Origin of the sequence: Helcococcus kunzii ATCC 51366 (assembly GCF_000245755.1) — a bacterium.
Classification (GTDB): domain Bacteria; phylum Bacillota; class Clostridia; order Tissierellales; family Peptoniphilaceae; genus Helcococcus; species Helcococcus kunzii.
The window spans coordinates 268,245-290,878 of the sequence record NZ_JH601088.1; the positions used below are offsets into that span (position 1 = coordinate 268,245).

A 22,634-nucleotide genomic window follows, 5' to 3' on the forward strand; every position below is an offset into this window, starting at 1 on the left:
AATAAGAAAAATAGAAAACGCAAGGGTCAAAAAATAGGTCTTGACCCTAATGGAATAAGAAAAATAGAAAACGCAAGGGTCAAAAAGTGGGTCTTAACCCTAGCAAAATGAGAAAAATAAAAAAAGCTAGGGTCGAAAACGATAGAAATGACCGAAAATGACCCTAGCGAAATAAAAAAAACAGAGAAAGCTAGGGTTAAAAGGGGAAAAATGACCCTAGCGAAATGGAAAAAAGGCGAAAAGCTAGGGTTAAAAGGGGAAAAATGACCCTAGCAAAATGAGAAAAATTAAATATACTAGGGTAGGGGAGCTACTCAACTACTATAGTTTAGATAAAGATTAATACATTTAATCATACACTTCTAATATTGCTCATTAATAAATATATATTAAATAAATGTAACAATAATGACAGTTTTTGTATGAAATTTTATGAGACAATGTTGTTATAAGGAGGCGTTATGGTTACATTTAAAGAAATGTTAATTTTAGAAAAACAGAAATATTTAAATATCAAAAAAGCTTTAGACAAAAAAGAAGTTGATTTTGTAGAAGGTCGTTTGGTTATAAAATCAAATAAAAGCATTAAAGAATACTATCAAGTAAAACATCTAAACAATAAAAAAGAAGTTAAATATATTTCCAAAGATAATCCAAAACTCATTAAATCTTTAGCGAATAAATCGTATCTACCAAAATTAAAAAAATTAGTAAATAAAAGACTATACCAATTAAATAATATCCTAAAAGATTATTCTGAGACAGAGATTGATGACATATATGAAAATTTAAATCCATATAGAAAAGAACTGATAACTCCGGTGGTGCCGACCGCTAAACAAAATTTAGAAACTTGGAAAGCTACACCATATTCTGGTAATGAATTTGTCACGAACGCACCATTGATAGATACAAATAAGGGTGATCAAGTAAAATCGAAATCGGAGAAGATTATAGCTGATAAATTATATGCTCTTGGCATTCCTTATAAGTATGAATGTCCATTAGTCATTGATAAATACACAAAGTTCTATCCAGATTTTACATTGATTGATCCTTTTACAAATAAGGAGATGTATTGGGAACACTTTGGAATGATTGACAATCCTGAATATGCTGCCGCTGCGATAAAAAAGATAGCAATTTACGAGAAAAATGGCATTCAAATGGGCATAAATTTGATTGTTAGTTTTGAATCATCTAAGAGTGGTTTAGATAATTCTTACATAGATTGTTTAATTAAAAGATATTTTATTAAACATGTTGAATAATCTTCTCATTGACTATTTTTATAAAGTTTACCATTTAATAAACTTTATAATTTAATCCACAAAGGGAGCTGTTGCAAAATATACAAAAAGTTATTTTGCAACAGATTTTTTTGTCCTGAAGAACCCTATAACACTTGCTATTAATAGTAATGGAGAAATTCTGATAAACAGCCATTCAAAAGAATGGAACAAAACACCTATTACTCCGTTTTCTATTTTACTATAGTTCCAGTTTAGATATGGACTTTTCATTACCATAAGAATTGAAAAGATTATGATAATAGTTATAGAGAGTACGCCGAAAAAATAGTGATATTTTCTCCTTTTTATCTCTTTGTTTTTTGCTAGTTGTAAATTAATTATCTCTAGCTTTTCTGAAATTTTATTTATGTTATCAGTTTCAATTTCAATATTGCCTTCTCCTAATAAATTGCTTACAGATGTTTCGAATATTTTTGATAGGGAGATTAGCATATCAGAATCTGGTACTGATATTCCATTTTCCCATTTAGAAATTGTCTGTCTTACAACATTCATTTTTATTGCAAGCTCTTCTTGAGAAAGTCCTTTTGATTTTCTCAATGTTTTTATATTTGTATTTAGCATAAGATTTCCTCCTAAACTTATCTTATATCTTAAAACCATTGTATATAAAGATTAGCGTTGCCACAAGCAATGAATATTAACATTTGATTAACTTTAGTGATAATTTTAAACTTGAGTTTACTTTACAATAAATGATATAATAAGAACAAATGTTCGGGAGTATTTAGAAAGGAGGATAAATTGCAAAACAAAACTTATATTGCTATAGATTTGAAATCTTTTTATGCCTCCGTTGAGTGCAGGGAAAGAGATTTAGATCCACTTACAGCAAATTTGGTTGTGGCGGATGAGAGCAAAACTGAAAAGACAATATGTTTAGCTGTGACGCCTGCATTAAAGAAGTATGGTTTATCGGGACGTTCTAGATTATATCATGTGATACAGAAGGTAGATGAGATTAATAGAGAGAGGAAAAAAGCGATAGGGTGGAAAAATTTTACTGGGAAATCTATAAATGAGGTAGAACTTGAAAAAAATACATTTTTAGAGCTAGATTATATCGCAGCACCACCACGAATGGCATATTATATTGAATATAGTACGAGAATTGTTGAAATCTATTTAAAATATGTGTCTGAAGAGGACATGCATGTTTACTCTATAGATGAAGTTTTTATGGATGCGACCAAATACTTAAAAGCTAATAAAATGGGGCCGATGGAGTTTGCCAAAACAATTATAAAAGATGTTTATCAGTCTACGGGCATCACTGCGACTGCGGGAGTTGGGACAAATATGTATTTATGTAAGATTGCAATGGATATTGGAGCAAAGCATATATCACCCGATGAAGACGGAGCGCGAATAGCCTATTTGGATGAAAAACTTTATAGAAAACATTTATGGGGACATACGCCAATAACAGATTTTTGGAGAATTGGTTCCGGATATGCAAATCGTTTAAGCAAATTAGGGCTTTACACTATGGGCGATGTGGCAAATTGTTCAGTTGGAGACAGAAATTCATTTTATAATGAAAAACTTTTATATGATACATTTGGTATAAATGCAGAGTTACTAATCGATCACGCGTGGGGATATGAGAGCGCGACAATTAAAGATATAAAAGGATATAAGCCAGAGAGAAGATCCATTTCGAATGGTCAAGTTTTAACGCGTCCATATTCCTTCAAAGAGGCAAAAACCATTCTTAAAGAAATGATTTATATATTGTCATTGGACTTAGTTAAAAAAGGATACGTTACAAATCATTTGACTATTTATGTTGGATATGATGTGGAAAATGTTAAGAATGGATTTAAGGGAGATGTTACGACCGATTTTTATGGAAGAAAGTTGCCTAAAAAGTCAAGAGGGTCAATAAATCTAGACTATAGGACTACTTCAGCTAAACATATGACAAATAAGACGTTGGAATGGTTTAATAAAAATGTAAATAAAAATTTGACTATAAGGAGATTTTCTATTTCAGCTGATAATATTATCGATGAAAAATATGAAGAAACAGATTATGATTTACAGATTAATTTCCTTGAAGATAGTCCTCAAAATCAAATAATAATTAAAGAACAAGAAAAGGAATTTTTAGAAAAAGAAAAAAGATTGCAAAAAGCTACTCTTGAAATTCAGAAAAAATTTGGGAAGAATGCTATTCTAAAAGGGCTTAATTTAGAAGAAGAGTCGACATATATTGAAAGAAATAATTCGATTGGAGGGCACAAGGCATGAAAAATGACATACACGATTATAACAAGATAATAGATATGCCTAGACCTAAATTTAATACCTATAAGAAAATGAGTAGACATGATAGGGCGGCACAGTTTGCACCTTTTGCTGCGTTAAATGGACATCAAGCGGCAGTGGATGAAAAAGCAAGACAAACAGAAAAGCGTATAATACTTGATGAAGATCAAAAAGAAATATTAAATCATAAATTTACTACAATATTAGAAAAAATAGATGAAAAACCACTCATAAAAGTGGTATACTTTGAAAAGGACACAAAAAAATTAGGTGGGAAGTATTTAGAAAAAACTAATTGGATAAAAAAAATCGATGAAATAAATAGAAAAATTATTTTTATTGATAGACAGGAAATTTTAATAGATAATATTTATGACATTGAAATTCAACAATAGCGAGGTGCAAATGAAGAATAGAAAAAATACTTTTTTGACATATTTTTTATTACTTTTGTCGCTTGTTTATACATGCGTGATAGTAATTAATTTCTTTATGCCAAATTCCGATATTAATATTTGGTTGTCGAGCAGATTATTTATTGCCCAGTTTTTAGCATTTCCTTTTATGTTTGGGGCTTTAATGCTCGTATTTACTGCTATTTCTCTCGGAATAGTAAAGTTTAGAAAATCGGAAACAATATTAAAAAATATTATATCGACAATCTTTATAATTACTTCAATCATTTTTATGCTTACAGGAGTTAATTCTCCAAAAGCAAGAAAATATGAGGATAGTGATACGATTAAAATTGTAGAATGGAATGCATTAAATAATTTAACTAAAGATTCAGCAAAGAAGATTTTTAAGGATTTTGATGCGGATATTGCAGTGTTTCCAGAACTCAATCCCGACACTTCAGAGATATCTATGATTTATAATGCGTTCAATGAAAGCTCGATTGATTTTAATCAATATGATATATTTGCAGGTTTTGGTTATGGAGATAGTATTGCTCCGGTAACTATTATTTCTAAAAAAGAGAAGCTTAGATTAGAACAAGAAGAAATAAAATATGGAGTTCGATTCGGGACTGTGAAAGTAAAAAATAAAGATATTGAAATTATAGGATTACATACCGCACCTCCAATACCAGGTTTGATGATTGAATGGAGTTTAGATTTAGAAATTATAGATGAAATGGTAAAAGAAAATCCGAATGCGATTGTAATTGGAGACTTTAATGCAAATCTTAGACATGGTAATATGAGCAAATTGACAAATCATGTAGATGTGCTATCTTCAAATTCGATTTTAGAAAGAGGGACGTGGCCACAAAAATTGCCAAAAGTACTTCGTGCAAGTATAGATCATATTTTATTACCTAAAGATAAGTATTCCGTAAAGAATGTTGAAATTGTTGATTTAGAGGGCTCTGATCATGCAGCGATTTTTGCTGAAATTGGGGTGAAAAAGTAACAAAATTAAAATGAAATAAATAAGTGAGAAAATTATGAAATTAAGAGAAGTACAATTAGAAGATAAAGATAAAATTTGGGAATATAGAAAAGAATTTTGGATAGAATTGTAGGAGTTAGATGAAAAGTTTAAAAGGATTATTAATTATATTTGTATGTTTGTTAGCAGGAGGAATTTTAAGACAAATTATTCCTCTACCTATACCTGATGTTGTATATGGTATGTTAGTTTTATTTGTGTTATTTTCAATAAATATAGTAAAAGTAGAGGATGTAGAGAAGACGTCAGATGCGCTTTTGGAAAACTTAGGTTTACTATTTGTTCCGCTTTCTGTGTCGTTGATTACTAAATTTGACTTATTATCTTCTAATTTAGTAAAAATTATGATAATAATATTTATTACAACTTTTATTACCATGGGTGTTACAGCCAAGGTGGTTGAAATGGTTGAAAAATTAGGAGGTAAACATGATAGATAGTATTGTTAAGTCGCCAGTGTTTGGTATTGTCATAACTTTAGTAATGTACATAATTGCACTTTGGATAAATAAAAAGACTAAGATTGCAGCCTTGAATCCTCTATTGGTTTCCACAATTTTTGTAATTATTTTTCTATTAATTACAAAAATAAAGTATGAAGATTACAATATTGGTGGACAATATATAACATTTCTAATTGCACCATCAACTGTGGCACTAGTTGTAAATTTATATAAAAATATTGATTTATTGAAGAAAAATTTGATTCCTATATTTGTCGGCATTTTTGCGGGAGTTATTACATCGGTATTATCTGTTTTTGCGCTTTCTAAATTATTAGGGGTCAATAAGGAAATGTTAAGTTCCCTTATTCCAAAGTCATTGACAACAGCAATAGGTGTTGCAATATCTCAAGAATTTGGAGGCATCGAGGTGATTACAGTTTTTGCAATTATTATTACAGGTATTGTCGGAGCGGTAATTTCTCCATTTGTATTTAAGATTTTTAATATAAAGACGAGAGTTGCAAAAGGCATAGGATTAGGTACTGCAGCACATGCGATTGGTACTTCAAAAGCAATTGAAATGGGTGAGGTAGAAGGTGGAATGAGTGGTCTTTCGATTGCTCTTGCTGGTTTCATCTCTGTCATTTTAATTCCTTTATTTATGGGAATGATATAAATTTTGGAAAATAAAAACTAAAAAAGCAGTGATATAAGATTTCTGTTATTAAGAAGGCTTAAAATCACTGCTTTCGATCTATATATTATTGTTAAAAATTATTTTTGTTTTACTAATACATTCTTTAGAGGATTCCAAAGCACTGCAATTACTACAATAAATATCAATAATTCTGGTCCTAAGTATGTGATATTATAAATAAATGAGTAATATGCTGGACTCATTCCCTTTGGTGCATATTGTGGGAAAAATATCAATCCAGATAGATAGTGTGCAACGAATTTTAATGCGTATGCTATCACTATCATAGGTAAATATCCTCTAAATTCTTTTTTATCTTTTAGGAATGATATTCCAGATAAACCAACGAATGCGCTTGGTAATGGATAATCTAAAATTAATTGTGCTGGATGTATTACATATGGGTCAACGATTAATTTTAATATTCCATATAAAATTCCCAAAATAAATCCTTGTATGCCACCCCATCTAATTGCAAATATCATTATTGGTAACATTGATAATGATATGTCGCCACCTTGTGGCATTGTATATAATTTGAACATGTTTAGCACATACGCTAAAGCAAGCATTATACCACCTTCAACAATCATTTGAAGGCTAAAAAAATTTTTATTTCTTTCCATTTCTACTCCTTATTTTTATTTTTAAGATATTCTGAATATTTTTTATGACGTCATAATGCTATTAAGCCCGCTCAAACCCAAGTTGGAATGTTTTACATGTGTATTTTAGCTTTTTCGATTTACACATGTAAGAACTTTTACGGTTTTACATGTTTTTTTCAGTTTTTTCGATTCACACATGTAAGAATTTCTATGGTTTTACATGTCTATTTCAGATTTTAGTTTTTACACATGTAATTTAAGATTTTTTCGACATGTGTACTTTAACATTGGGGGGTTACACATGTAAGAACTCTTCTTATTTTACATGTTTATTTTAACTTTTGGATTTTACTCATGTAATTTGAACTTTTTTCCTACATGTGTATTTTTGATTTTTTGATTTACACATGTAATTTACGATTTTTTCTTACATGTGTATTTTTGATTTTCTAATTTACACATGTAATTTGAAAAATTCATACATGTCTATTTATAAAATCTATGTTTGCACATGTAAATTGAGCGGTGAAAGCTACGGCAACTACTTTTGTCTTCAGACGATGTGAAGCATCGCCTGAGCGAATTTTTTTATAGTATTTTTTGTCTATTAGGTCATTTCACGCGCTACATCTACTCTAAGCTCCCTAAGGGTCGCTTAATCGTAGTGTAGCCTCGCGTTTGACCTACTTTAGCCGTCAGCTAATCTTCGATTAGCTGAGAGGCTAAGTTAGGTCATAAAAAAAGCTGCATTCTCTAATGATGAATGCAGGCAGATATATTCTTAAAAATAAGACACTTTCCTACGCTATCATTATATAGATCAGGTCAAGGGTACATCTCAGCTTATAAAAGCGCCCCTAGTGACGAGTTAATTGTACTATAGTTGTGTGAATGTTTCAATAATAGTCAATTTAATAACAGAAGTCTTATTAAAACTTTTATTTTATTTCCACAATTTAAACATAATATTTAACTATGATATATTCAAATACTTATAATTTCAAAGCTCATGAATAGTTGTTAAATTTACATTACCTCTATTTAGTAGTATAATTAGTATTAGGAGGGGAACATGTACGAAATTGGCGATAAGATAGTTTATACAATTCATGGGGCGGGCACAATTATTGATATTCAAGAAATTGAAATATTAGGAAATAAGGAAAGCTATTACATTTTGCAATTACCTATAAATGATATAACCGTTTCTGTTCCTGTCAGTGACAGTGAAGGGATAAGGCCGGTAATTTCAAAAGAGGAAGGAAAAAAAGTTATTGAAATTCTTGAATCCGACACTTCTGAAATGTCTAAAAATTGGGGTAAAAGATATAGAGAAAATCTAGAACATATGAAAACTGGAAATATCTTTGAAATTGCAGATATTGTTAGAAATTTAAGTGTTTTAAATGAAGAAAAAGGCTTATCAGCGTCTGAAAAGAAAATGCTTGATAATGCTAAACGTGTTATGGTATCTGAGCTAATTATAGCTGGATCTCTGACTAAAGAAGAAGCAATAGAAATGATTGATGATGCGATATCATTAGAATAGGAGAATAAGAGGAAATATGATAAAAAGAGTAATAAATATTATTGTTGCTCTATTGGGAGGTACACTCGGCTATGCTCTAGCTGAGTTTATTGTGAGAAGTAAAATGTTTGCTATTAAAAGTACATTTTTACTTTATTCCATATATGGAGTAATGGTATTGTTAGGAGCTGGTCTATTTTATTTAATGACGCCGTTTATTAGCGATAAGGTAAAAAGGCTGATTGATAATATTGACGATTATGTGGTAAAACAACCTAAGGATAGCTTAGTGGTTGGAGCATTGGGAATTATTTTTGGTATTATTATTGCATTATTATTAAGTGTCCCAATTACTATGTTAAACTTGCCAAGTATTTTAGAACCACTAAAAAGCATAGTAACAGTCTTATTGTATGTAGTTTTTGTAAGTCTTGGATATAGACTTTCTATGAAATATAAAGATGATATTTTTAATTTCTTTAATAGAAAAAAAGCTACTACTGAAAGTGAATATGTGAAAACTGAAGCGAGTAATTTACAAAATAAGAGAGAAGAAGGAGAAGTTAGTGCTAAACTTTTAGACACTTCTGTATTGATTGATGGTAGGATTCAACAAATTGCTGAAACAGGATTTATTGAAGGTGATGTAATAGTGCCAAATTTTGTTTTAGAAGAATTGCAAATTATTGCAGATTCTGCTGATGATCTTAAAAGAGAAAGAGGTAGAAGAGGTTTAGATATTGTTAATTCTTTAAGAAATTCTAAAAAAATTAAATTTAGAAATTCTAGAAGGGATTATGATGACACTACAGAAGTTGATATTAAATTACTAAAATTTGCTACTGAAACAGGTGCTACAATAGTAACAAATGATTTTAATTTAAATAAATTGGCAGTGGTGCAAGGGATCAAAGTACTTAATATTAATGATTTAGCAAATTCTGTAAAAACAGTTGTAATTCCTGGTGAAAAGATGATTGTAAATATAGTTAAAGAAGGTAAAGAAAAAGATCAAGGACTTGCCTATTTAGATGACGGTACAATGATTGTTATCGAAGAAGGTAAGCATTTAATAGGAGAAAAAGTTCAAGTTGTGGTTTCAACTGTATTGCAAACTGCAGCGGGTAAAATGATTTTTACAAAATTAGTAGATTAATTAAAAATGGGGAGTAAAATGAATAAGAACAAATTTAGGATAATAGCGGCATTTTTAGCTATTATAATGCTATTAGCATTGGTTGCTCCAGTTATATCAAGCGTAATGGCAGAATCTTCATGGAAAGATGAAGTTTACGGATATGGAGCTGGATTAAATGATGAGCAAGTAAATACGACAGCAGGATTATTAAAGATTGAAAACAAAGATATTGCAAAGATAAAAATTGATGGTAAAGACACTCTTAAATATCTTGGAGAAGAATCAACTGATTCAAGTATGATTTCATCAGTATATATAAAAAAGACTGGCTCACAAGATGTTAATGTAGAAGTTACAACACCATTATCAATTACAAAGGTTAGCTCTTTACAATACTCAAATGCTGCGATAACTTCCGGGTTGACCGGCCTTGATATAAAGGTGGCAGCTGTTAGACCTGTTACAGGGGAATCTGCTCTTGCAGGGGTATATAAAGCGTTAGAACAAAGTGGTGTAGAAATCGATCAAGAAAAAACTAAAAATGCAAATGAAGAAATTCAAGTAATTAATGTTATTGCAGAAGAAAATAAAGATAAAGAAGGATTTTCTAAAGAAAAATTAAATAAAGCAGTTGTTGAAGCAAAACAAAAACTAGTTGAGCAAAAGACTGAAAGTGGACAAAATATTTCTGCAGAAAATGTTGAAAATATTGTACAAAACGTAATAAAAGATAATAATTTACAACAATTTGTAAATAATGTACAAATTGGTAATTTATCTATTGTATTACAAAACTTTATTAATTCTGAAAATCTTGATCTAAACAAAGTTAAAGATCAGTTAAATAATTTGGCAGCTAATGCTCAAAAATTTGCTGAACAAGAAATGAACAAATTAAAAGAATTCTTAAATACTGATAAAGGTAAAGAATTTGTTAATTCAATTAAGGATAATGCGACAAAAGAAAATCTTCAAAAATATTTAGATGGTGCAAAGGATGCATTAAGTTCAGAAGAAGTAGAAAAAGTATTAGATGGCGCTAAGGAAAATATTAATCCAGAAAAATTTAATGAATTAGTAAATAGTGCAAAAGATAAATTGGGTATAAATAGTGAAAGTGCTAAAGGATTTTTTGAATCAATTGCTGAATTTTTTAAATCAATATTTAGGGCAATAGCCGATTTCTTTAGCAGTTTATTTTAAATTAGTATAATATTAAAATTTATGTTATAATATCAAAGCAATTGATATTTTTGATTTTTATAGGAGGAAAAATGAGCGAATTTAAATTAAATGCTGAACGTAGAGGTTCAACAGGTACAGGTCATTCAAGACAATTAAGAGCGGAAAAATTAGTTCCTGCACAGTTATATCAAAGAAATGAAGAAAATATTAACTTACAAGTTGAAGAAAAAGACTTAGATAAAATTATTGAAACAGCAGGTACATCTGCAATCATTAGTTTAATGATTGATGGAGAAGAAAAAAATGTTTTAATTAGAGAATATCAAAGACATCCATTCAAAAATCAATATCTACATGTTGACTTTTTAGGAGTTAAGATGGACGAACTATTAAGAGTTTCTGTACCAGTTGTATTATTAAATAGAGATGATATTAAATTGCAACCATCTGTATTGATGCAACAATTAGAAGAAGTAGAAATCGAAACATTACCTACAAATATTCCACAACAAGTAGAATTAGATGTTCAAAACATGCAATATGGTGATACATTTATAGTAGATGATATCGAAGAACTTAAAGACGATAAGTATACTATTCTTACAGATTTAGAAGAAGTTGTATGTACATTAGTTGAACCAGAAGAAGAAATAATTGAAGATGAAGTAGAAGATGTAGATGCAGCAGATGTTGAAGTAATCGGTGAAGAAGACGACGAAGACGAAGAATCTGAAGAAGAATAATCTATTTTCAAAATATAAATTGACAAAGATGTGATAGGGGGATATCCTTACACATCTTTTTTATATATAATAATATATAATTGTAATAGTGCTGAAAATATATTAACAATTGCACTTGTAATTGGTATAATATTACGAGGGAGAGAATAATGCGAGATAAATACAATATATATATTTCTACGGCTTTTGGATTAGAGTCCGTAGTGAGGAAAGAATGTGAAGATTTAGGGTTTAAGGATTTAGTTGTTTCAAATGGTAAAGTAGAATTTATCGGTACGCAAAGAGATATTGTGAAAGCTAATCTTTGGCTTAGATCTGCAGAAAGAGTTTATATAAAGTTAATGGAATTTGAAGCGTTAACTTTTGATGATATTTATGATAATATAAATAATTTTGATTGGGAAAATTACTTATCTGAAAATGGAAAATATATTATTTCTGGAAAATCAGTAAAATCAAAACTTTATTCTATTTCCGATAATCAATCAATTACAAAAAAAGCAATTATAGACAGACTTGGTAAAGTGTATCAAAAATCATGGTTTATGGAGAGTGAAGAGCAATATAAAATACGTATAGCTTTATTAAACGATATTGCTACGGTTATACTTGATACATCAGGATCAGGACTTCATAAAAGAGGCTATAGAACAGAACAAAACGAAGCACCTATCAAGGAGTCTCTAGCAGCTGCATTAATCTTACTTTCTAAATGGGATGGTAAGAGAGACTTTATTGATTTATTTTGTGGCTCAGGGACTATACCTATTGAAGCAGCACTTATTGCTAAAAATATTGCTCCAGGGATTTCAAGAAAGTTTGATTTTATGAATTGGCCATATTTTGACCAAGAAGTTTATAGAGATGAAAAAATAAAGGCCTATAATGCAATCAATGACAATGAAGTAAATATTACTGGATTTGATATTGATCCTAAAGCAATAGAAATTTCAAAAAACAATGCTATAAATGCGGGTGTTGATGAAGATATAAAATTTGTTATAAAAGATGTGAATAAGGTAGGGCTTAAAAATAATTTTGCTGTAGTTATCTCAAATCCTCCATATGGTGAGAGAATGGGTGATGATAGAGAAATGCAAGATATATATAAAGCTATTTCCAAATTGATTAACATTTCTACAACATTATCTTTTTATTTTATAACTTCAGATGAGGATTTTGAGAGAAATATTAATTATAAATGCGATCAAAAAAGAAAATTATTTAATGGTAGAATAGAAGTAAATTATTATCAATATCATGGACCTGATCCATTGAATTTACTGGAGGAATAATATGAATAAATTGAGAATGGAAAATTTTACGAGATTGACAGACGGTCAAAACTTTGTATTCCTAGATTCAATGGAAGATTTGGTACGTATAAGGGATATCAATGGTGAAATACTATTTGAAAATAGAGCTATGAGAGAGCTTATACGTGTAGTTTTACGTAAAAGCGAAAGTCAAAATGATATATCAAAATTTTTCATAGAATTATATGAAAATTGTAAAAAAGAAAGAGGATCTTTTAGAAGAGAAATCACAATTGATGGGAGGATATATGCTGTAAAAGCCTCGCCAATTTATGATAATTTAGGCAATGTACAAGCTTTTATAGAAGTTTTTAGAGATATTAGCTTGGAAAGAAAAATTACAAGACAGCTTTATCAAACCACTAAAAGGACAAATGACGATATATTGCTTGCAAAAACTATTCAAGAGAGTATTTTGCCAACAAAAAAGGAATACGGAAATCTTCATTTTGACTTTTGTCATGTTGCATCAGAAAATCTTTCAGGAGATATCTATGATGTGATTGAAATTTCAGAAGACAGAGTTGGAGTATATATTGCGGATGTCGTGGGACACGGTATATCAGCTTCAATCATCACAATGTTTATTAGACAAAGTATGAGAAGTATTTTACAAGAAAATCCAAATCTTTCCGCTTCTGAGACAGTTCTAAAATTGAAAGAAAGTTTTAGACAGTTAGACTTGGAAATTAGCCAATATTTTACGATTATTTACATTTTAATAGATAAAAAAGAAAAGAAAATGAGTTATGTGAATGGTGGGCACAATGGTTTCCCAATATTTTTCAATAAAAAGAATGTAGGATTTTTGCATAATTCAGGTAAATTTATTTCAAACTTATTTGAAGATGTAGAGTATAATGAAAATGTAATTGATCTAAATATTGGTGATAGAATTTTACTTTATACCGATGGATTAACCGAAACTTGTGATGCTAAAGGAAACTTTTTCGGCGAGAAGAGATTAATTAATTGGGTAAGAAAAAATAGGAAAGCAAAAAACTTTGTGCAAAAATTATTACATGATGTTGATAATTTTAGAGCTAGGTCACAAACTGATGATATTGCAATAGTATATCTAGAAATAAAATAAATAAATTAATAGGAGTGTTACAATGAAAATTGAATTACAAAATGCAGGTGTTGTTGATAAATTATCTGATATTAAAGAAGAATTATTAAAAGTTGAAGAAACTTTGCTTGAAGGAAAAGGTGAAGGAAATGACTTTTTAGGGTGGATTGATTTACCAATTAATTATGATAAAGATGAATTTGAAAGAATCAAAAAAGCTGCTGAAAAAATTAGAAAAGATTCTGATGTTTTAGTAGCGATTGGTATCGGTGGATCATATCTTGGGGCGAAAGCTGTAATTAACGCTTTATCCAATAGCTTTAGTAAATCAAAACCTGAAGTTATCTTTACTGGTAATCATTTATCTTCTACTGAAATAGTTGAATTAAAAGAATACTTAAAGGATAAAGATTTCTCAATTAATGTAATTTCAAAATCAGGGACAACAACTGAACCAGCAGTAGCATTTAGAATTTTTAAGGAATTATTAGAAGAAAAATATTCAAAAGAAGAAGCACAAGGTAGAATTTATGCTACTACTGATAAAGAAAAAGGAGCATTAAAAACATTGGCAACAAATATGGGCTATGAAACATTTGTAGTGCCAGATAATGTTGGGGGAAGATTCTCAGTACTTACTGCTGTAGGTCTATTACCAATTGCTATTGCCGGTGGAGATATTGAAAAATTGATGCAAGGTGCTGCAGATTATAGAGAAGAAATTTTTGATAAAGATTTTGAAGAAAACCCAGTATTACAATATGCTGCAGCAAGAAATTTATTGAATAGAGATGGAAAAGATATTGAAATTTTAGTAACTTATGAGCCAAAATTATCTTTCTTTAACGAATGGTGGAAGCAATTAGCAGGAGAATCAGAAGGTAAAGACAATAAAGGTCTTTTCCCAACATCAGTAGTGTTTACAACTGATTTACATTCCCTAGGACAAATCATTCAACAAGGTAAGAGAAATATATTTGAAACTGTAATTTCTGTTGATTCACCTAAGCATGATGTTGATATAAAGGAAGATGCAGAAAACTTAGATGGATTAAATTATTTAGTAGGAAAATCAGTTGATGAAGTAAATAAAGTTGCTATGGAAGCAACAATAGAAGCACATGTTGCAGGAAATGTACCAAATATCTTAATTACAATGGATAAGATTGATGAGTATAATCTAGGAAAATACATTTACTTCTTCGAATATGCAATTGGAGTTTCAGGATATCTATTAGGAGTAAATCCGTTTAACCAACCAGGTGTTGAAGATTATAAAAACAATATGTTTAGAATGCTTGAAAAACCAGGATATTAATTAAAAGAAAGTTAGATTTCTTATAAAAAGGAAGGTAAAAATGCCAAACAATATAAAACAACAATACAAACATTCCATGGAAACTTTAACACAAAAGGCTAAGGAAGAGTTAAGAGAAAGAGGCGTTAGATTAAGAGATATTGCAGATATTGTTTATGATTTACAAAGCCCTTATATCAAAGATCTTTCAATAGAATTTTGTGAATATTCTGTAAAAAAAGTTCTTGAAAAAAGAGAAGTTGTCAATGCTGTTTTAACTGGAATTCAAATCGATAAATTGGCGGAAAAAGATTTAATTGAAGAGCCAATTTTAAGTGTAATTAAATCAGATGAAGGCTTATATGGCATCGATGAAATTTTACCACTTTCAATAATCAATCTTTATGGTTCAATTGGTTTAACTAACTTTGGTTTCCTTGATAAGGAAAAAACAGGAATCATTAAAGAACTAGATATTGCTAAAACTGGCGCTGTTAATACTTTTCTAGATGATATTGTGGCGGCTATTGCAGCTGCTGCAGCATCAAGGATTGCTCATAGCACAAGAGAGCCAAATAAGAAAAGCTATGAATAAGAAATATTATGCTGTGAGAAAGGGGAGAAAAGTCGGTGTGTTTGAGACTTGGGACGAATGTAGCGCGCAAGTAAAGGGCTATAAGGGCGCTATCTACAAGAGTTTCACCACACTTGAAGAAGCATCTGCCTTTGTAAATAAAGAAGAGCTAACCCCTGCAGATGCAAATGAGATAAAAGACGATGAGATAATTGCTTATGTTGACGGATCCTATAATGTCAACACTGGCAAATTTGGATATGGAGTTGTATTAATAGACTTTAATAACGAATCGACCTTTAATGGTTCTTATCTTGATGAAGAATTAAAAAATCAGAGAAATGTTGCTGGAGAAGTTTTTGGTTCGATGGAAGCGATAAAAAAAGCAATCGAAATGGAGAAAAAGACAATTTATATCCATTTTGATTATATGGGTATCAAAGCCTGGGCTGAAGGAGAATGGAAAACTAATATTGCTTTAACTAAGAATTATAAAAAATTTATTGATGAAGTAAAAAATCAAATTGAAATAAAATTTGTAAAAGTAAAAGCACATTCCAATGATAAATACAATGATATGGCAGACAGACTTGCAAAAGAAGCTGTTGGAATAAAATAAAAAATGAAGCTATTGCAAAATAACTTTTGTTATCTCGCAATAGCTCCATCAATTTTATGTTACAATAAATTTATTTTTTTAATAAGTCCCTAATTTCTGTTAATAAAACTTCTTCTTTTGTTGGTTCTTCAACAGCTTCTTCAACAGCTTCTTTTTTCTTGAATCTGTTAAATGTTTTAACGATTAAGAACATAACAAATGCTGTAATTAAGAATGTGATGATTGTGTTAACAAATATACCAACACCTAATTTAACTCCTGCAACATTAACTACCCAATCTTTGAAGTCAATTCCTGCTGTAGCAGCACTTATAAGTGGTGTTAAAATATCTTCAACTAAGCTTTTTACGATTGCACCAAATGTTGACGCCATGATAAAACCGACAGCAACTTCTAGTACATTACCTTCAGCTATAAATTCCTTAAATTCTTTTAACATATATTTCTCCCCTTTATTTATTCAACTTCATTATATTTTATGACAGTTTGGATGTCAAATATTTAGGTTGCTAATGATATTTCTATATTATAGAATGTATTAAAGGAGATGCTATGCAATCAGATTATTTTTTAGATAAACAGTATGATTTGGCAAAAGATAGAAATATTAAATCGATAATTTACATTACAGAAAATGAAAATCAAACTATTACAAAAAAATACTTACATACAATTGTTTTTGGACTAGAAGACTATTCTAAAGTAAAAAGCGTTATAAAGCATTTTATTGGAGATAGTAAAGTAATTTTAAGTAAAATATCAGAAGAGATTTTTATTAATGTAAAATATACAAATTATGAAGTTTTATTTGAAGATGCAAATTTATATCAATTAATATTTTTAGAAAATAAAGATATTAAAGAATATATAACATTATATAAAAAAATTATTGTATTATTGGATAGAGAAGATGAATTATCTGATAAAAAAAATAGTAAATTTGATTCGAATTGGACTATGCCAAATAAAGATGTATTCATTGAAGAATGCATTGATTTTTATATTGAATTAGTCCAAGTGGCGTTAAATTTTGAAGAGAATAATATTTCAAAGGCTTATATTTTGAAAAATAGTATTTTGGATAGGCTTGTTTATATAATAAACTCGCATTTATCATTAAAATACAAAAATGGCATAAAAGTTAATCAGTATGGGCATAACTTTTCAGTTTATTTAGAAAAAGAATATTACGAAGAGTTTATTCATATATTATTATCAAATGGAGAAAAAGATTTGTGGACTTCTATTTTTAAATCTGCACAATTGTATAGATCAATTGCTCTTCATATTGCTGAAGTAGAAGGGTTTATATATCCTAAAAAGGAAGATGTGCAAACTATGGGAGTTTTAAGAAATCTTTATAATAAGGAGCGAAAATGAAAAAAAGGATAATTGCAATATTTTTATCTGTATTAATGGTTGTAGGTTTTATGCCAACATCTCAAGCTGTTGGCTTTACATATGATAATCAAGTTGAGGTTATGTATGTTGGAGACATAGAAACAGGGGAAAGCTATTATAAAAAGCAAGATACAAGAGTATTGCCTGTTGCTTCTATGTCTAAATTAATGACCTATTTAGTTGCTATGGATGCTGTAAAAGCAGGAAAAATAAGTTTAAATGATATTGTTGAAATTAATGAGGAAGCTGCATCATATAATATCCCAGGATATTCAAGATTTGATTTAGTAAAGGGTGAAAAAGTTTCACTTGAAAATCTATTAAAGGGAGTTTTGGTTGTTTCTGGTAATGATGCTTCAACAGCTGTAGCGATACATGTTGCAGGTAGTGTACCAGAATTTGTAAAATTGATGAATAGTAAGGCTAAAGAGTTAGGATTGTCTAATTCAAATTTTGTAAACCCTACAGGATTGACAATAACAAAGGGCCCAAAACCACAAATGAACACAATGTCTGCTCAAGATCTATTTACATTGGGAAGACATATTGTAAAGACATATCCAGAAGTTGAAGAATATGGAAAGATGGATAAACTAAACATTCCTGAGAGAAAATTCTCAAAACCTTCCACACTTCCTTTAAGAAATGAAATGAAAGGTCTGATGGGATTAAAAACTGGATATACTGAAGAAGCAGGATATTGTTTTACTGGTTTATTTGATTTGAGTAAAGAAGAAAATGGCTTTGATGCTAAAATTATCACAGTTGTAATGGGTGCTGATAATGAAGAGATGAGAGCTAAAACTACTCAAGAATTAGTTCAATATGTTACTAATAATTTTGTATTAAGCAAACAATTAAATCCGGATGTACCAGTTGTAGACATTACAGATGAATCTACAGAACAAGTTAACATCCCACTATATCCAGAGAGAAGTTTTGAAAAAATATTACCATTAAATACTGAAATTGAAATGGAATACGAAGTTTTAGAAGGTAAATCTGCTCCATACGAAGATGGAGAGGTAATGGGTAAATTGGTCTTAAAATTAGATGGAAAAGAAATAGATAATATGAATCTAATTTCCAAAGGATTCATTCCAAAAGAAGGATTTTTCACTAATATATTTAGATCAATTCAAGAATTTTTTGATAACATCTTATTACTTATATAATAATTTGGGGGAATGATGGAAAAGTATTTATTTTTCGATATTGATGGGACGTTATTAAGCCATACAGAAGGTATTTCACCTTCAACGGTAGAAGCGCTTAGACTTTGTAAAGAAAAAGGATATAAAATTTTTATTTGTACCGGGAGATCATATGCAGGTGTGCCAGAACTAATATATTCTTTTAATTTTGACGGTATTATCGCTGCCGCTGGTGGGTATATAAAAGTTGGAGATGAAGTAATTTTCAGCCATGAAATACCAGATCATTTAGTGGATAATATAGTTTATCACCTAAACAAACACAATACACCATTCATACTAGAAGGTACTGAATACATTTATACCGATAAAGAATTATTGAGGGATTTTGAGCTTAGAACAGAAGAGCTAAAAAAGATTAAAGAAAAAAGCAAATATGAACATTCAGCCTATGACTACATGTTTGTCGCCCATAAGAACATTGATGAATATTACGAAAATAGGACACCAATCAGTGCGATGGCTATTCACGGAGATGGGCCAGAAAGCTATAGAGAATTTGAAAGTTTTATCGATAGAGATTTCTATCTAATAAAATATGAAAAATTCGCTGATTTAGTCCCTAAAGGCGTTAATAAATTTACAGGTATACAATTAATATTGGACCACTTCAGAGCAAATCTGAAGGACACTATAGCCTTTGGTGACAGTTTAAATGACTATGAAATGATTAAATTTTGTGAAATTGGCGTTGCAGTAGGAAATGCCTCTGATCCACTTAAAGAAGTCGCAGACTATATCACTGACGACATCCATCATGACGGCATTTATAACGCGCTAAAACATTTTAATATAATATAATGAAAATAGACCGCATATATTTAAGTAGATATATGTAGTCTATTTTTTTCATCAATAATTGTTGAAGATGCTTAGAAAGATATTCTGATTCTTTGTCAAATATTATTGAAGCGGAGTGAATGTAAGATTTACATGTGTAAATGTAGAAATGGAGATTACACATGTAGAGGTCAAAAAATCTTACATGTGTAAATGGGAAATTGACAATTAGACATGTAAAACGAGCAAAAATATTACATGTGTAAATCAAGTATTTGAAAATACACATGTAAAATAGGATTATAAAGGAATTTCCTGATTAAATCGAAAAAACCAAATTAATCAGGAAACCCAACAAAAAAAAAGAAATATCCAATTTAAAAACAATTCTCAAACATATAAAGAATTAAATTAAATAGTAAAATCGGGTAAATATTACATAAATATGAATTGTGCAACCTCTTGTTTATTTGTTATAATTTACATTAAGGAGAAAAAATGGAAATTAAATGTTTAAATTTCAAGAATTTAGCAATTGAATTATATGATCAAGGACAACTGAAAAAGTCTATTTCTTTATTTGAAAAAGCGAAGGAATATGCTGATTTAGATAATAAATTAGATATTCTTTATTCTCAAGGATTGATTTATGATGAGCTAGAAGAAAATATCAAAGCTTTAGAAAAATTTAAAGAAGTTTATAGATTGGATAGCACAAAGGCGCAAGCTTTATATGGTATTGCAATGTCATATGATAAACTTAACGATTTTTATAATGCAGAGAAATATTATTTGAAATGTATTGAGAAAGATCCGAAATATGATAGAGCATTTTTCTTTTTAGCAAATTTATATGACATTAAGAAAGATTATGAAAATGCGATAAAATATTATAAAAAGACATTAGAATTATCTCCGGACGATTATATTGCGTTTAATAATCTGGGGGCAATTTATGAAAATATTAATGATTTTGATAAAGCTTTAGAAATGCTTGATAAAGCATTGGATTTAAATAATCAATATTTCAGACCATATTTTAATAAAGGTGTGGTTTATGGTAGATTGGGAGATCTAAATGCTGCAATTGCTATGTATCAAAAATCAATTGAAAAAAATCCGGGATATAGTTTCAATTATCTTAATATGTCTGCTCTATACATTGAAAGAGAAATGTTTACAGAGTCAATAGCTATATTAGACAAGGGGATTAATAATTCTGAAGATAATTTAGCAAATTTATATTATAATAGGGCATGTTCATATATAAAGATTGGGATGAAGAAACTTTGTATAATCGATTTAGGAAAATCAATAAAGTTAAATGAAGATATTAGAGAATTTGCGAAAAATGATGCAGATTTTGATATAATAAAAGACACAGCAGAATTTAAGAGAGTTATAGAGGTAGATGAATGATAGTATTAAAGACAGAAGAAGAGATACAAGGTATGAAAAAATCAGGCGAAATACTTGCTAAGACACATCTTGCCATTAAGCAAATATTGAGACCTGGACTTTCAACAATGCAAATTAATGATTTTGCAGAAGAATTTATGAAGTATAAAAATGCCATTCCTGTTCAAAAGGGATTTGAAGGTTTTCCTTATGCTTTATGTACATCTGTTAATGATGTAATTTGTCATGGATTTCCACGAAAAGATGAAATCCTAAAGGAAGGTGACATACTTTCTATTGATAATGTAGTCGAATATAATGGATATCTGTCAGATTCTTGTTGGTCTTATGCGATTGGTAAACTTTCTGATCAAGACCAAAAATTAATGGATGTTACACTGAAATGTTTAGATTTAGGTATTGAACAAGCGATAGCTGGAAATAGACTTGGTGATATTGGAAGTGCCATTCAGACATATGCAGAAGCAGCTGGATTTTCAGTAGTTCGTGATTTTGTTGGTCATGGTATTGGTAAAGAAATGCACGAAGATCCACAAGTTCCACATTATGGAAAAGCTGGCAGAGGCAGAAGATTAATAGAAAATATGGTTATAACTATTGAGCCAATGATTAATATTGGAAAGTGGCAAAAAAAACTTGATAGTAATGGTTGGGTGGCTAGAACTATTGATGGGGAAAAATCTTGCCAATTTGAACATACTTTAGTTATTAGAAAAGATAAAGCAGAAATACTCACAAATCAAGATGATACCTCTCTTACAGACGAAGAGATGGAATGGATAAAAAATTATAAATTTTAGGAGATAAAATGAAGTCACTATTTGAATTAATTTCAAAACATACGCAATCTAACGCGGTTATTCCACTGATCGCCCTAGCTTCAATTGTTTTGATAATAGTTATATATATTACAGTAAAACAAAAATGGATAAAATACGCATTCAGTGGAGTAGTGTTTGTAATTGGTTTAATTGTATTTTTCGCAGGATATAATTCCCTTCTACAACAAAGCGGATTAAATTCAATAGTTTTTGGTACTAAAGTTATTGTATTTGGATCTATAGGTCTAATGTTTTCTGCAATATTGGATATCTTGGATTCATTATCAAAGATGTTTCCAAAAAATAAAAATAGTTCTAAAAAAAAAATAAATTTTGGAAATCATGATGAAGAAGATTTATATGATGATTTTGACGATGTCGATGATTTAGATGATTATGATGATTTTGACGATTATCAAGATGACTTAGATGAATTTGATGACTATGACGAAGACTATGAAGATACTATTGTGGTAGATGATGAAAAAGTGAAAGATTCCGCGAGGGATTCTTCAACTAAAGTAATTGATAAAAAGATTGAAAATACACAAAAAATTGATATGTCAGATTTTGATAAAACTCAAGTTATCGATATGAGCAAAATCAATAAAAAATCCGATGTACAAGATACACAAAAAATAGACATTCAAGAAAAACACTCAAAAGAAAGTCAAGATTCTAATATAGACGATACACAGGTAATTGACTTAAAAGATATAAAATAAACTTTTAGGAGC

The 22,634-nt window shown here is 29.6% G+C and carries 24 protein-coding genes and 1 riboswitch; of the genes, 21 read left to right on the top strand and 3 right to left on the bottom strand.

Annotation, left to right across the window (positions count from 1 at the left end; translation table 11 throughout):
* Positions 1–461 precede the first annotated feature (461 nt).
* On the top strand, positions 462–1,271 hold the full coding sequence (locus HMPREF9709_RS01130; RefSeq protein ID WP_005397123.1) for a hypothetical protein: 810 nt from the start codon (positions 462–464) through the stop codon (positions 1,269–1,271).
* Positions 1,272–1,361: 90 nt separating this feature from the next.
* Here HMPREF9709_RS01130 and HMPREF9709_RS01135 read toward each other — a convergent pair whose 3' ends face one another.
* Complete coding sequence (locus HMPREF9709_RS01135) at positions 1,362–1,877, bottom strand: helix-turn-helix domain-containing protein (RefSeq protein ID WP_005397124.1); 516 nt, start codon at positions 1,875–1,877, stop codon at positions 1,362–1,364.
* 180 nt (positions 1,878–2,057) lie between these two features.
* On the opposite strand from HMPREF9709_RS01135, the gene HMPREF9709_RS01140 reads away from it, so the two are divergent.
* The 5 genes from HMPREF9709_RS01140 to HMPREF9709_RS01160 all read left to right on the top strand — a co-directional run bounded on the left by HMPREF9709_RS01140 (position 2,058) and on the right by HMPREF9709_RS01160 (position 6,161).
* Positions 2,058–3,566 (top strand): Y-family DNA polymerase, encoded by a 1,509-nt coding sequence (locus HMPREF9709_RS01140; protein ID WP_005397125.1) that lies wholly within the window; start codon positions 2,058–2,060, stop codon positions 3,564–3,566.
* Positions 3,563–3,979: a YolD-like family protein gene (locus tag HMPREF9709_RS01145; protein WP_005397126.1), complete on the top strand. Its 417-nt coding sequence runs from the start codon at positions 3,563–3,565 to the stop codon at positions 3,977–3,979. The genes HMPREF9709_RS01140 and HMPREF9709_RS01145 overlap by 4 nt, the downstream gene beginning before the upstream one ends.
* 10 nt (positions 3,980–3,989) lie before the next feature.
* Positions 3,990–5,000, top strand: a complete 1,011-nt coding sequence (locus tag HMPREF9709_RS01150; protein ID WP_005397127.1) for an endonuclease/exonuclease/phosphatase family protein — start codon at positions 3,990–3,992, stop codon at positions 4,998–5,000.
* A gap of 119 nt (positions 5,001–5,119) precedes the next feature.
* Positions 5,120–5,479: a CidA/LrgA family protein gene (locus HMPREF9709_RS01155; RefSeq protein ID WP_005397129.1), complete on the top strand. Its 360-nt coding sequence runs from the start codon at positions 5,120–5,122 to the stop codon at positions 5,477–5,479.
* A complete protein-coding gene (locus tag HMPREF9709_RS01160; RefSeq protein WP_005397130.1) occupies positions 5,469–6,161 on the top strand; it encodes an LrgB family protein in 693 nt (230 codons plus the stop codon). Before HMPREF9709_RS01155 ends, HMPREF9709_RS01160 begins: the two co-directional genes overlap by 11 nt.
* A gap of 98 nt (positions 6,162–6,259) precedes the next feature.
* On the opposite strand, the gene thiT is transcribed toward HMPREF9709_RS01160, so the two are convergent.
* Positions 6,260–6,808 (bottom strand): energy-coupled thiamine transporter ThiT, encoded by a 549-nt coding sequence (gene thiT / locus HMPREF9709_RS01165; RefSeq protein WP_005397131.1) that lies wholly within the window; start codon positions 6,806–6,808, stop codon positions 6,260–6,262.
* Between the two features lie 762 nt (positions 6,809–7,570).
* Positions 7,571–7,659: riboswitch (TPP riboswitch) on the bottom strand.
* Between the two features lie 203 nt (positions 7,660–7,862).
* Here thiT and HMPREF9709_RS01170 point away from each other — a divergent pair.
* The 9 genes from HMPREF9709_RS01170 to HMPREF9709_RS01210 all read left to right on the top strand — a co-directional run bounded on the left by HMPREF9709_RS01170 (position 7,863) and on the right by HMPREF9709_RS01210 (position 16,262).
* On the top strand, positions 7,863–8,339 hold the full coding sequence (locus HMPREF9709_RS01170; protein ID WP_005397132.1) for a CarD family transcriptional regulator: 477 nt from the start codon (positions 7,863–7,865) through the stop codon (positions 8,337–8,339).
* Positions 8,340–8,355: 16 nt separating this feature from the next.
* Positions 8,356–9,474, top strand: coding sequence for a PIN/TRAM domain-containing protein (locus tag HMPREF9709_RS01175; protein ID WP_005397133.1), 1,119 nt, complete (start codon positions 8,356–8,358; stop codon positions 9,472–9,474).
* Between the two features lie 18 nt (positions 9,475–9,492).
* On the top strand, positions 9,493–10,659 hold the full coding sequence (locus HMPREF9709_RS09440; protein ID WP_005397135.1) for a DUF1002 domain-containing protein: 1,167 nt from the start codon (positions 9,493–9,495) through the stop codon (positions 10,657–10,659).
* 71 nt (positions 10,660–10,730) lie between these two features.
* The gene (locus HMPREF9709_RS01185) at positions 10,731–11,384 is read left to right on the top strand and encodes a 50S ribosomal protein L25 (RefSeq protein WP_005397137.1); all 654 of its coding nucleotides are present in this window, start codon (positions 10,731–10,733) and stop codon (positions 11,382–11,384) included.
* 149 nt (positions 11,385–11,533) lie between these two features.
* Positions 11,534–12,679 carry a THUMP domain-containing class I SAM-dependent RNA methyltransferase gene (locus tag HMPREF9709_RS01190; protein ID WP_005397140.1) on the top strand — a complete coding sequence of 382 codons (1,146 nt, stop codon included), beginning with the start codon at positions 11,534–11,536 and terminating at the stop codon, positions 12,677–12,679.
* Between the two features lies 1 nt (position 12,680).
* Positions 12,681–13,793: a PP2C family protein-serine/threonine phosphatase gene (locus HMPREF9709_RS01195; RefSeq protein WP_005397142.1), complete on the top strand. Its 1,113-nt coding sequence runs from the start codon at positions 12,681–12,683 to the stop codon at positions 13,791–13,793.
* A gap of 22 nt (positions 13,794–13,815) precedes the next feature.
* Positions 13,816–15,090 (top strand): glucose-6-phosphate isomerase, encoded by a 1,275-nt coding sequence (locus HMPREF9709_RS01200; protein ID WP_005397145.1) that lies wholly within the window; start codon positions 13,816–13,818, stop codon positions 15,088–15,090.
* 40 nt (positions 15,091–15,130) lie between these two features.
* The gene (locus HMPREF9709_RS01205) at positions 15,131–15,664 is read left to right on the top strand and encodes a phosphatidylglycerophosphatase A family protein (protein ID WP_005397146.1); all 534 of its coding nucleotides are present in this window, start codon (positions 15,131–15,133) and stop codon (positions 15,662–15,664) included.
* Positions 15,657–16,262, top strand: a complete 606-nt coding sequence (locus HMPREF9709_RS01210) for a ribonuclease H1 domain-containing protein (RefSeq protein WP_040463766.1) — start codon at positions 15,657–15,659, stop codon at positions 16,260–16,262. Before HMPREF9709_RS01205 ends, HMPREF9709_RS01210 begins: the two co-directional genes overlap by 8 nt.
* Before the next feature lie 70 nt (positions 16,263–16,332).
* On the opposite strand, the gene mscL is transcribed toward HMPREF9709_RS01210, so the two are convergent.
* Positions 16,333–16,701, bottom strand: a complete 369-nt coding sequence (gene mscL / locus HMPREF9709_RS01215; protein ID WP_005397148.1) for a large conductance mechanosensitive channel protein MscL — start codon at positions 16,699–16,701, stop codon at positions 16,333–16,335.
* 113 nt (positions 16,702–16,814) lie between these two features.
* On the opposite strand from mscL, the gene HMPREF9709_RS01220 reads away from it, so the two are divergent.
* The 6 genes from HMPREF9709_RS01220 (at position 16,815) to HMPREF9709_RS09445 (ending at position 22,622) form a co-directional block, all read left to right on the top strand.
* Entirely contained in the window at positions 16,815–17,642 is an 828-nt protein-coding gene (locus HMPREF9709_RS01220) for an aminoglycoside 6-adenylyltransferase (protein ID WP_005397149.1), read from the top strand.
* On the top strand, positions 17,639–18,838 hold the full coding sequence (locus tag HMPREF9709_RS01225; protein WP_005397151.1) for a D-alanyl-D-alanine carboxypeptidase family protein: 1,200 nt from the start codon (positions 17,639–17,641) through the stop codon (positions 18,836–18,838). The genes HMPREF9709_RS01220 and HMPREF9709_RS01225 overlap by 4 nt, the downstream gene beginning before the upstream one ends.
* 15 nt (positions 18,839–18,853) lie before the next feature.
* A complete protein-coding gene (locus HMPREF9709_RS01230) occupies positions 18,854–19,678 on the top strand; it encodes a Cof-type HAD-IIB family hydrolase (protein WP_005397154.1) in 825 nt (274 codons plus the stop codon).
* Between the two features lie 477 nt (positions 19,679–20,155).
* Positions 20,156–21,076, top strand: a complete 921-nt coding sequence (locus tag HMPREF9709_RS01235) for a tetratricopeptide repeat protein (RefSeq protein ID WP_005397156.1) — start codon at positions 20,156–20,158, stop codon at positions 21,074–21,076.
* Positions 21,073–21,876 (top strand): type I methionyl aminopeptidase, encoded by an 804-nt coding sequence (map, locus tag HMPREF9709_RS01240; protein WP_005397157.1) that lies wholly within the window; start codon positions 21,073–21,075, stop codon positions 21,874–21,876. Before HMPREF9709_RS01235 ends, map begins: the two co-directional genes overlap by 4 nt.
* 8 nt (positions 21,877–21,884) lie before the next feature.
* A complete protein-coding gene (locus HMPREF9709_RS09445) occupies positions 21,885–22,622 on the top strand; it encodes an energy-coupling factor transporter transmembrane component T family protein (RefSeq protein WP_005397159.1) in 738 nt (245 codons plus the stop codon).
* Positions 22,623–22,634 lie beyond the last annotated feature (12 nt).